Source organism: Fuerstiella marisgermanici, assembly GCF_001983935.1.
GTDB lineage: Bacteria > Planctomycetota > Planctomycetia > Planctomycetales > Planctomycetaceae > Fuerstiella > Fuerstiella marisgermanici.
The window spans coordinates 2087356-2098287 of sequence record NZ_CP017641.1; the positions used below are offsets into that span (position 1 = coordinate 2087356).

A 10932-nucleotide genomic window follows, 5' to 3' on the forward strand; every position below is an offset into this window, starting at 1 on the left:
ACAGCCACGAAAGACCGTCGCAGGGTTTGGGCTTCATCCACAAGTGCTGTTATTTCGCAAACACTTCGTGTTGAGCATCGCCGCCGCTGATGACGTAGGCGACCAAATTCAGGATCTCGTCTTTCGTCATGCGATTGAACAGGCCCTCGGGCATTGGTGACGTCTTCGACACGATGAGTTCGTCAATTGTCTTGCGGTCGATACTCACACGTTTATTGGGGTCTGTGAGGTCGGTGTTCAGCGTAAGCTGGTCGCCGCTGAGATTGACCACCACGCCTGTGTGAGTCAGGCCGGCCTCTGTGACGACGGTGATGGCCGAAAACTGTTCGTTAATCACCTTGCTGGGATTCAGCACCTGATCCAGCAGGTCGTGCGGTGAATAGCGACGACCGGCAGAAGTCAGGTCCGGTCCTGTCATGCCACCTTGATTCTGGAAGCGGTGGCAGGCATAACAACCGGACGCCGCGAACATCTTTTGGCCATTCGCGTGGTCGCGTTTCGTCAATTCTGATTTTGCGGCAGCGGACAGTTCGTCGAGTGTCCACTTGGTTTCGCTGCGTCCGGCAAAAACTTCGCCAAGGTGTTCAAGGGCGGACTTTTTCTCCGGCTTCTTCGCCAGCAGCGCGGCCATTGACGATTTCTCGGCGGGCGTCAGTGAGGCGACAGCGTCGTTGCGGATGAATTCGATGAACTTTTCAAAGCTCGCTCCGCCGCGATAGTTGGCCGCTTTCAGGAACCATTCGAAGTACGAAGTTCGTAGTTCGGGCGTCCAGCCTGCCGTCAGCATGCGAATGGATCGAGCGTACTGCATCTGTTCTTCCTGCGTGGGAGCAGTGTTGATCAGTGCGATGGCCTTGGCGGCGACGGTCGGGGACTGCAGCCAGCCGAGTGTTTCGCACAGCAGCCAGTTGACCTCGGGCGACTGTGAAGGAAACAACGGATCGAAACGTTCAATTAGTTTGGCAACCGTCGCGTCGTCGGGCCGACCAAATCGATTCAGGATAATCTGGGTGGCTCGTTGAAGAGTGAGTTGCTGCGGTTCGGCAAGCTTCTGAGCATCGATTGCAATCACGGCGTCCAGAAGTTTACTTCGGATCGCCGCGTCAACAGGCGGCGTTTCCGGCTTACGGTGCTGAGGACAAACGCCTGTCACGCGAGCCAAAGCCAGGAGTGCTTCGACCTGTTTTGCCGGATCGGATTCCGTCAGCGCCTTGTCGGCCCATTCGGCTGTGGGCTGGTGTTCAACGGCGGTGCGAGCGGCAAAGCGGATGAATCGATCGTCGTCCGCAAGATACGGCCACGCGGTTTGAATCGCTTTCGGATTCTGATGACCGTGGAACTGCTCCAGCATGTGTCGGGTGTCGCGAGCCTTGTTTTCTTTCGCAACGTACTGCACAGGAGCGGTCGATTCGTCACCGACGTATGTCACTCGATACAGCCCCGATTGCACACGGCGGCCACCGATCGTGAAATACATCGCACCGTCGGTCGGGTGGATAATCGCGTCTGTGATCGGCAATGGTGCACCGGTGACAAATTCTTCTTTCGTCGCGGTATAGGTCGCTCCGTCGGGTTCCAAATGAACGGCGTACAGCTTGCCCCAACTCCAGTCCAACGAGTACAGCGCGTTTTGATACTTGGCTGGGAACTTCGCGCCGTATCCGAATGTCATGCCGGTTGGAGAACCCGGACCGATGTCCAGAACGGGTGGAAGGTTGTCGGCGTAAAAGGGCATCCGCTTGCCGGCACCGTTTCGCCAGCCGAATTCGGCGCCGCTGGTCACGTGGCAAATTCGGGTCGGTCGGTACCATGGCGTGTTGAAATCGTATTCCATGTCCGCGTCATAGGTGAACAGTTCGCCGTCGCGGTTGACGGCGGCGTCAAAGATGTTGCGGAAGCCGGATGCAACTGCTTCAAACTTCTGACCGTCCGGTGTGACGCGATAGATGATTCCCCCCGGCGCCAACACGCCTCGATTATGGCCGCGACCATCAGGCATACTCGGCAGCAAGTGGTCTTCACCCCAAACCTGCCGCACGGGCGACGTGTCGGCCAGTGGCGGCGGAGTCGTGTTGTTGCCGGTGACGAGGTAGAAGGCTTCGCCGTCGGGAGTTGGCACCAACGCGTGTACGCCGTGATCGCTTCTGGAATCGACCTTGTGCAGCAGTTCGACTTTGTCCAACTGATCATCACCGTTGCTGTCGGTGATGCGGTACATCCCGGATGAAATTTTTTGCTCGTAGTCATTCACACCCACGTACAGAGCATCAAAGGCCCAGATCATTCCGTTGACGCCTCGAATGTTGGCCGGCACCTGCTCAACGTCTGCCCCGCTGACAGCTTCACCAGGGGCTGGCGGAGTGATCCGATACAGGCCACCAAACTGATCGCTAACCAGCAATCGGCCCTTGTTGTCCGTGCAAAGATTGACCCATGAACCCTGCTCCTGCCCCGGTACAGAATAAAGCAGTTCGACCTGGAACCCTTTGGCCGCTGAAATGCGATCGATTGGCGTGGCTTTATTGCCGCCAATGGCCGCACCAGCTGGCGGTTTAATCTGCGGAGTCGCAGGTGGCTGGTTCGCTTTTTGAGCCGCGCGAGCACGCTGTTTTCGCTCCTTTCTGGCATTCTGAGCGGACGCTTCAGGCGACAAACAGACGCAACACAATGCGATGGAAAGGGCCAGGCAGGCCGTGGTAAACCAAGACAAACTTTTCATTTTTACCTGTTCAAAACAACGGAGTTGCGCGGGGAGTATTTCCGTAGAACCCCAGCTGTTTTGGCGTTAGTCACGGTTGCGAACGAACCTGGCCAATGCCAAAACGGCTGGAAAACTATGGGCCACTTCAGATGGCTGAAGCGTTTGAAATTTGCTTCAGAATTGTAACACGAACAAACGGGATTCAACAAACCGCTGATCGGGCGATTTCCTTGTTGGCCATCGCCGGCTTTCGTCGTGACGTCAATCCTGTCGCAGCAAACGCACGGCTCGATCGACATACACGAGGCCACTCCAGATGGTCACAATCACAGCGGACCACAGCAGGACATCTCGTGCAGGAGCCAGCCATGGCCAATGCAGATCGGGATTCAGTGACAGCAGACTGGCGGTGACGGCCACGCATTGCAGCATCATTTTGGCTTTGCCGGTAAAGCTGGCCGAAAAGTCTTTGCCCTGTTGTTCAAGGAAGCCACGCAGGCTGGAAACGAACATCTCACGGCCGATCACAGCGATCACCATCCAGGCATTGACGCCGGATTCGATCGTATGGCCATCGTGCATGGCACCATTCTTCGCCAGCAAAAACAGAAACGTGCCGCCGACGATAATCTTGTCGACGAATGGGTCGAGAATTCGGCCCAGCGTTGTGACCTGCCCGTATTTGCGAGCCAGGTAGCCGTCCAGCCAGTCGGTGGCGGCGGCGAAAACGAACAGGGCTGCCGACGCCACCCAGTAGCCGCCGATGTCGATCAGAGCGAACAGGACGATCGACAGCACAAGGCGCGAGACCGTGATCAGGTTCGGAAGGTTCAGCGATTCGCGTCCCAGCGTGGCGGGCGGGCGAGAAGCTGCGTTCGGTTGTTCCGATTCGGTCATGCTAATGGGGTTACTCAACAATCTCCGCAACAGAAGCCACGCCAACCAGATCGTAGTCCTCCTGCCGCACGATCTCAACGGGCACCATACTGCCAATTTCGAGGTTATCGCCCGACACAAACACGTTCGAATCGATTTCCGGAGCGTCTGCGAACGAACGGCCAAGGTAAACGCCTTCCTCAACCTGTTCGTCGATGATGACGTCCAGTTCGTAGCCGATCAGCGACTTCGCGTGTTCGAAGGCAATCTCCTGCTGGATCTGCATCAATTCGTCGCGACGAGCTTCCTTGACTTCTTCGGGAAGGTGGCCATCCAGTTTTGTCGCCGGAGTGCCCGGTTCAACAGAATACGTGAACACGCCCATGCGTTCAAAACGCGTATCGACGACGAAGTCTCTCAGTTCCTGAAACTGTTCGTCGGTTTCGCCCGGGAAGCCGGCGATGAACGTTGTCCGCAGCACGAGGTTGGGAACTCGTTCACGCAGCTTGCCGACCAGTTCTCGAGTTTGCTCCGCGTTGACGCGACGCTGCATCCGTTTTAACACTGCTGAATTGATGTGCTGCAGCGGCATATCCAGATACGGCAGCACTTTTGCAGAACCGGCGATCTGGTCGATTAGTTGATCCGTGAAGTGGACGGGATACAGATACATCAGCCGAATCCAGTCGATGCCTTCCACCTGTTCAAGTTGCTGCAGCAATTCGACCAGCCGCACTTCGCCGTACAGATCCTTGCCGTAGTAGGTGGTGTCCTGAGCGACAATGATGAGTTCTCGAACGCCGTCTGCCGCGAGTTCCTTCGCTTCTTCGATCACCATTTCGATCGGCTTGGTCACGTGCTTGCCGCGCATCATCGGGATGGAGCAGAACGTGCACGTGCGGTCGCAGCCTTCGGAGATTTTCAGATACGCAAAGTGCTGTGGCGTGATCCGCAACCGAGCGCGATCATCCATTGCTTTAATCGGCGCGGGGCGGAAGAGTTCTCGCTGTTCGGCCGCTCCGCCGACTAATCGATCAGCCACGCGGTTGATTTCGTCGCGTCCGAAAACGCCGACGACGTGATCGATTTCGGGCATCTCGTTGATAAGCCCGCCTTCTTCCAGCCGTTGAGGCAGGCAGCCCGCCACGATCACGCCTTTGGTCTTGCCGCTGCGTTTCAGGTCCAGCATTTCCTGAATGACGGCCTTCGATTCCGCTCGCGAGCTTTCAATAAAGCCGCACGTGTTGACGATCACGAAGTCTGAATCTGACGGATCGGTTACCAGTGAATAGCCGTCCTGAGCCAGCGTGCCCAGCATTTTTTCGCTGTCGACCAGATTCTTCGGGCAGCCAAGACTGACAAAGGCGTAGCGTCCTTTGGCCGGGCCAGTGGCGTCGGGCACGTCGAGCTGCGGCGCTGCCGGTGGATCGGGATCGATGATAGGAAGTGGATTCATGGCAGGTTTTTAGCCTTGTTCCTGTTCGTTAGGTGGCCGACACGTCTCACAGGTCGACAGATTCAATCGTCCGGATCAAAAAGTTGCTGTTGCTGAACCCGCGCCACGTCGTCGTTGCCAATTATCCGTGACCAGGCCAGCGATTCAGTTTGCAATGTTACCTGTTTTGCCACTGCTAACGTCGTCCGCCCAGCGGCTGTTCAGGGGGCTCCTACCCGGACGGAACGGCCACGCACGACGGTGAAACACGACTGGTTAGGCAGCCCCGCATCATACGAACGGGCGCGTGGGAATCCAGTACTGACAGTGTAGCTGTCCCGTCGCCGACGCACAAAACGCTTCGTCGCCGATTTTGAAAACGCTCAGAACCCTCCACCACTTGGTGGTGCTTTTCCGAATTCCGGCATTAGAGCCCTTGGCTGGAGACTTTGCGGGCCTCAAGCTGGCGATTTCGAGCCAACTCGCTGAATTCGCCCGCAGCGGTTTGTCGCCCGCCGGTCACGCACCTGCGGTGTCACCGGCTGCAGCCGCGCTGCTGAAATCGATCATCAGGTCTGAGGCGAGATTTTCGAGTTCAGTTTGCAGGACGCCCGTGTCCAGTTCCGCCGGAAGCCGGATCCGAACGGTCGCTCGAAAAATGGGACCGCCACTGTGCGGCGCGTCGGAACATTCAGTCGTCAATTCTTCGACGTTGACATTGTGAGCAACCAGCACCTGTGTCACTTCTCGCACGATCCCAGGGCGATCGTTTCCGACGACACTAAGTTGCCAAATCGGGGCAGAATTACTGGCCGGGCGCGCGGACGAATCGACTTCTGTGACGACCTTTAATCCGTGAGCCTTCAGGTTCTGCAAACCGTCGGCCATTGCGGCGACATCTGCATCGGCGACGTCCAGAAGAATGATCCCCGCAAACTGGCCAGCCAAATGAGACATGCGACTTTCAAGCCAGTTGCCGCCATGTTGTCGCACAACGTCTGACACGGCCCCGACCAGCCCTGGGCGGTCTGGTCCAATTACAGTCACAACCAACGACGGCATCGCTTTGTCTTTCTATTCTGTGAGTCTGTTTAATCAACGACGTTCTTCGCAAAACCTTCGACCCGCTCGCACACGTTCCGTTCAACGGCGGACGGCTGGCTTTTTTGCTGAAGCGAAGAATCCTGTGTTTTGCCTGGTGTTTGGGTGTGCGCGCTCGCAGTTGGCTGTAATACTTGCCCGCCACGCCAACCAACTGCGAATTTTGGAAACGTCAATCTGATGGGCAGCGACAACAGATATCCCTGCGTTCTTTTGTTCGGACCACCGGGCGTCGGCAAGGGAACTCAGGGGAAAATTCTGGCCAACATACCCGGCTTTTTTCATCTCTCTGTGGGCGACGTCTTTCGATCGATTGATATCGGATCGCCCAACGGGAAGGAAGTCTACAACTATCTGTCGCGCGGGGAACTAGTGCCGGATGAATTGACGATCAAGATCTGGAAAAAAGCAGTGGGAGCCTACGAGGCTCTGTCATGGTACAAACCGCGCGAAGACCTGCTGGTGCTGGACGGCATGCCGCGCAACCTGGCTCAAGTCGACATTGTCAAAGAATACCTGAACATCTACAAAATCATCTACCTCGAGTGCAGTGACGAGGAAGACATGATCCACCGAATTCGTCGTCGTGCGATCCGGGAAAACCGAGCCGATGACGCGAACGAAGACGTGATCCGTCATCGCTTTCAACTTTACCAGCAGGTGACTCGCCCCGTTCTGGACAGATACGATCCGTCGATGATCGAGCGAATCGACTGTAATGGATCCCCGGCCGAAGTGCTGCGTTCTATTTTGGACTGCACAATTCCTGTCCAGAACGAACACTTCCGCAGCAATATGTAAGCGTGGCTCATTGTGTGGGAATGGATTCGAAAGCTGCCGCTCACAATTCTGATCCCGTGCATGCTGATCTCCATGATCGGGCTGGCGGGGCTGAATCGAGCCGACCAGTTGTACGGTCCGTCAAAGTTGTTCGAACGGCAATTGATCTGGCTGACGCTTTCATGGACGGCCATGCTGCTGGCGACGTCGGTGCCGTATCGATCGCTAAAGCACTTTAGTCCGTGGCTTTATCTGGGAAGTCTGGTTCTGCTGACGGTGGTCCTGTTCATGCCCGCCGTCAACGGTTCGCGCCGCTGGATTCCTTTGGGGCTGTTTGATTTTCAGCCCAGCGAACCTGCACGCTTAGCCTTCATTCTGGCACTCGCTCACTACCTGATGTACCGGCAGACGCAACGAACGGTGCGCGGGCTCATTCCGCCGTTTGTGATCACCGTATTTCCGCTGATGCTGATTCTGCGAGAGCCCGACCTGGGCACGGCGATGCTGTTTCTGCCCGTGCTGTACACGATGCTGTTTGCAGCGGGAGCTAAGCCTGTCCATTTAATCACGGCCGCTTTGGTCGGCGTTGCGTTACTGCCTGTACTGTGGGGGCAAATCAATGACGAACAGCGTTCCCGAGTGCAGATGGTGTTTAATCAGGTAGACGGTGGTGCGACGCCGCACGATGACGGCTTTCACCTGCATCAATCCAAGCAGGTTTTGTCGCTGGGCGGATTGTGGGGAAGTGTGTCCCGCGACGAACCGATCATCGACGATCCGTCTGCCTACATTCTGCCCGCCGCTCGCACAGACTTCATCCTGTGCCTGATTGGCGAGCGTTACGGAATCTTTGGCTGCGCAGCTCTGCTTCTGCTTTATGCGATGATTGTGGTCACGGGGCTACGAGCGGCCGCGAAGACGCGCGAACCGTTTGGCCGGCTGGTCGCGGCTGGTATCGTGGCCATGCTGGCAACTCAGGCGTTGATCAACATGAGCATGACTGTGGGCCTGATGCCGATCACGGGCATTACGTTGCCGATGTGCAGCTACGGCGGCAGTAGCTTGCTTTCCACCTGTTTCGCCATGGGCCTGCTGATGAACATCGCCATGCGACCGGGCTACGAGGTCGCGGGCTCACCCGAATGGGAACGGCGTGCATAGCGATTCAGGCGACAAAATGAGGTCGGGGCTACCGCTCTGACGTCCTCGATTTAGCCGCTGGCCCTGCGGCAGGATCTGCCGGTGCTGGTCAGGCGCGCGAAACATTCGCCGATCGCGACTTCGCGCCGCATCCAATCAACGCAACAGCCTCATGGATGCGGGGTTCGCATCTTGACCGATTTTCGCCCTGAAGACACATTCACTAAGCGTGAACTGATGTGTTGTGTGCTGCTGGCTCTGCCAGTGCCGCTTTGGCGTGGAAAACTCTGGCAGAGCCAGTGGCACACATCGATAGCTAACAGCCAAGGCATCAGGTTCAGGCGAATTCAGGCGTACCGTGGCAGTGTCTTCCACCAGCGCGCTGCGTCGTGGTGTGTTTCGCAACAAGAGGTGCCCAATGTTTCTAATCGTTAGACCGATTCGGCTCGCCCTAAAAGCGTTGATCGCTGAATCCACGCCGCGCCAACTGGCGCTGGGATTTGCGTTTGGCGTGTTGATTGGGTTGGTGCCGAAGGGCAATCTTCTGGCGTTGGTACTGGGCGTCGTGCTGGCAGCGTCGCGAGCCAATCTGGGCGTGGCGGCTGGAACCATTCTGGCCTTCAGCTTCCTTTCGCCGTACTTCGACGGGGTGTCCGACGCGGTCGGTGGCTGGCTGCTAAGCCGTCCGGCTCTGCAACACATGTGGACCGAACTTTACAACATGCCGCTGATGCCGTGGACGTCGTTCTACAACTCGATCGTGCTGGGAAGTTTCGTGATTGGGTTGGTGCTGCTGTATCCGGCTTACCGGTTATCGATCCCGATGTTTGAAAAGTATTCGGCACGCCTGACCGTCTGGGCTAAGAAATTCTGGCTGACTCGAGTCCTGCTGGGAGTCGAATGGGCCGATCGCCTGGGCACAACTCGTTCTGTTTAGGTACTGGCGTCAACCGGATTTCTTGTAGTACACGGAAGTATTCATGCGCTGGACTTATCTGATACCTCGACTGATTATTCTTGGCATCATCTGGGCGTTTATGGCGTTCGGATTTGATCCGTTGCTTCGCTATTCGGCCGTGCAAACCGCTCAGTCGATCACTGGAGCGAAAGCCGACGTGCCGAGTCTGCAAACCGGGTTCTTTCCACCCAGGATGTTTGTGAATTCTGTCGCACTGGCCAGCCGGACAAAGCCGGGGACGAACCTTGTCGAATTCGATGAAATGCGGCTTCAAATGGCAGGAGACCCGTTGCTGCGGAAGTCGTTTGTTGTGGACGAAGCCGTCGTCACCGGAGTCCGATTCGGGACTTCGCGGAACGACAACGGGCAGCTTGAAGTAGAGGAAGATGCTGAACCGGCCGGTCCGATTATCCCGCCGTGGCTGTCCGATAAAATGAAAAACATCGGCGACGAATGGGTTGAGAACTTCACACAGCAGGCCAAGCAACAACTCGACCCGAACCGACTTGAGTCGTACCGCGTTGGCAACGAACTGTACATCAAATGGGACGGTCGTTTTAAAGAAATGAACGTCCGCCTCGATACGTCTCGCGCGCAGCTGGAAGCACTGAAGCGACAAATTGACGACGCCAAAAAAGGCGAAACGATTGAACAGGTCGAAAAGTATCTGCAGATCGCTCAGCAGTCAGACCTCTTGTTGCGTGACACCCGCGGCCTGCTGACTCAGTTCAAGACGAACGTGCCACGCGAACTGCAACAGGACTTTGCAAGACTCGACCAGGCTCAGAAAAATGACCGAGCTACAGCGGCTGAAGCAATTCAGATGCTTAAGCCGGATTCTCGGCAGATTACAGAATCGCTGATCGGCGAAGAAATGTACCTGCAATTGCAGACGCTGCTCACATGGGTCGAAACTCTGCGGGGATATCAGGAGGACCTGAAGGCTCCGGAAGCGCCGGAACGCAGCCGCGGTCGTGACTTCGAATTCCCGTTGTATAATCCTACTCCCGGTATGCTGTGCCGTCGGATGTCGATCGACGGTGAATTCATGCTAAGTGATATCCCCACGCCGTTTTCTGCCACTCTGACCGACGTGACCAGCGACCCCCAAATGCACGGCCGTCCTGCGTTGTTGCGAGTCACAACAGAAGGCGAATCACCGGTCGATCTGGTGGTGCGCCACGATGCGACGGGTGACATCACCACTACCGACCTCGGCGTCAATTACACTGATCGCGTGCCGCAACAATTGTCAGCGGGCAAGCCGGATCGCGATCACGTGACTGCCAGCATCGACAACATGCGCTGGGTTGCTCGGCTAACGCTGGTCGAAGACGGGATTACCGGCCGCATTGACGTCACGTCCGACTTTGGACAGCCTCAGGTGCGAGTCCAGAATCGCTACGCCGCGTCGCTGGCGGGAATGGCCGAACAAACATTGGCGGGCATTTCCACCGTGAATGCAACTCTGCAGATCAACGGCACGATCAGGAACCCTCAGATCGACATTTCGTCGAACCTGGGCGAGCAAATGGCGGCTGGATTTGAAACGGCGTTCGCGTCTTTCGTGCCATTGATGAAACAACAGCTAACGGCAGAACTGAATACGTTTGTTGACAAACAACGCCAGGAATTCATCGCAAAGTATCAGGGCAAAGCGTCGGAACTTCTGGCCGACTACGAAAATGTAATCAGCGGCCTGAACCAGGCAAACGAATTGGCCAGCGCCTTTCGGTCCGGAAACCTGCAACCGGACGCCGTGTTTAAGTTCGCGTCTGATAATGGAATGCTGAAGGAGAAGGACCAGCAAAAGGTTGAGGAATACCGCAGCAAGACAGACGACGTGCTGAATGGCCTGCGGAATCCACAGCAGACACTTCAGGACAAGCTGCCAGGCCTGCTGAAGAAGAAGCTGTTTTGATTGCGTTTTGAGCCATGAGC

At 56.5% G+C, this 10932-nt stretch carries 8 protein-coding genes; 4 read left to right on the top strand and 4 right to left on the bottom strand.

From position 1 onward, the window contains the following. Window positions 1-49: 49 nt before the first annotated feature. From Fuma_RS07925 to Fuma_RS07940, 4 genes are all read right to left on the bottom strand, one after another. Entirely contained in the window at window positions 50-2719 is a 2670-nt protein-coding gene (locus Fuma_RS07925; RefSeq protein ID WP_077023650.1) for a c-type cytochrome, read from the bottom strand. Between the two features lie 243 nt (window positions 2720-2962). Next, a complete protein-coding gene (pgsA, locus tag Fuma_RS07930) occupies window positions 2963-3598 on the bottom strand; it encodes a CDP-diacylglycerol--glycerol-3-phosphate 3-phosphatidyltransferase (RefSeq protein WP_083731887.1) in 636 nt (211 codons plus the stop codon). A gap of 10 nt (window positions 3599-3608) precedes the next feature. After that, the gene (gene rimO, locus Fuma_RS07935; RefSeq protein ID WP_083731888.1) at window positions 3609-5033 is read right to left on the bottom strand and encodes a 30S ribosomal protein S12 methylthiotransferase RimO; all 1425 of its coding nucleotides are present in this window, start codon (window positions 5031-5033) and stop codon (window positions 3609-3611) included. 498 nt (window positions 5034-5531) lie between these two features. Then, complete coding sequence (locus Fuma_RS07940; RefSeq protein ID WP_077023651.1) at window positions 5532-6074, bottom strand: glycine cleavage system transcriptional repressor; 543 nt, start codon at window positions 6072-6074, stop codon at window positions 5532-5534. 219 nt (window positions 6075-6293) lie between these two features. Here Fuma_RS07940 and Fuma_RS07945 point away from each other — a divergent pair, with 219 nt between their 5' ends. From Fuma_RS07945 to Fuma_RS07965, 4 genes are all read left to right on the top strand, one after another. Further along, on the top strand, window positions 6294-6914 hold the full coding sequence (locus tag Fuma_RS07945) for an adenylate kinase family protein (protein WP_077023652.1): 621 nt from the start codon (window positions 6294-6296) through the stop codon (window positions 6912-6914). 60 nt (window positions 6915-6974) lie between these two features. Then, on the top strand, window positions 6975-8054 hold the full coding sequence (locus Fuma_RS07950) for an FtsW/RodA/SpoVE family cell cycle protein (RefSeq protein ID WP_077028175.1): 1080 nt from the start codon (window positions 6975-6977) through the stop codon (window positions 8052-8054). A gap of 397 nt (window positions 8055-8451) precedes the next feature. Further along, complete coding sequence (locus Fuma_RS07960) at window positions 8452-8970, top strand: TIGR03546 family protein (RefSeq protein WP_077023654.1); 519 nt, start codon at window positions 8452-8454, stop codon at window positions 8968-8970. Window positions 8971-9013: 43 nt separating this feature from the next. Then, entirely contained in the window at window positions 9014-10912 is a 1899-nt protein-coding gene (locus Fuma_RS07965; RefSeq protein ID WP_077023655.1) for a TIGR03545 family protein, read from the top strand. The last annotated feature ends 20 nt before the right edge of the window (window positions 10913-10932 follow it).

Coding starts and splice junctions, on each gene's coding strand:
- Fuma_RS07925 (WP_077023650.1), bottom strand. CDS start 2,719: ATGAAAAGTTTGTCTTGGTTTACCACGGCCTGCCTGGCCCTTTCCATC.
- pgsA (WP_083731887.1), bottom strand. CDS start 3,598: ATGACCGAATCGGAACAACCGAACGCAGCTTCTCGCCCGCCCGCCACG.
- rimO (WP_083731888.1), bottom strand. CDS start 5,033: ATGAATCCACTTCCTATCATCGATCCCGATCCACCGGCAGCGCCGCAG.
- Fuma_RS07940 (WP_077023651.1), bottom strand. CDS start 6,074: ATGCCGTCGTTGGTTGTGACTGTAATTGGACCAGACCGCCCAGGGCTG.
- Fuma_RS07945 (WP_077023652.1), top strand. CDS start 6,294: ATGGGCAGCGACAACAGATATCCCTGCGTTCTTTTGTTCGGACCACCG.
- Fuma_RS07950 (WP_077028175.1), top strand. CDS start 6,975: ATGCTGATCTCCATGATCGGGCTGGCGGGGCTGAATCGAGCCGACCAG.
- Fuma_RS07960 (WP_077023654.1), top strand. CDS start 8,452: ATGTTTCTAATCGTTAGACCGATTCGGCTCGCCCTAAAAGCGTTGATC.
- Fuma_RS07965 (WP_077023655.1), top strand. CDS start 9,014: ATGCGCTGGACTTATCTGATACCTCGACTGATTATTCTTGGCATCATC.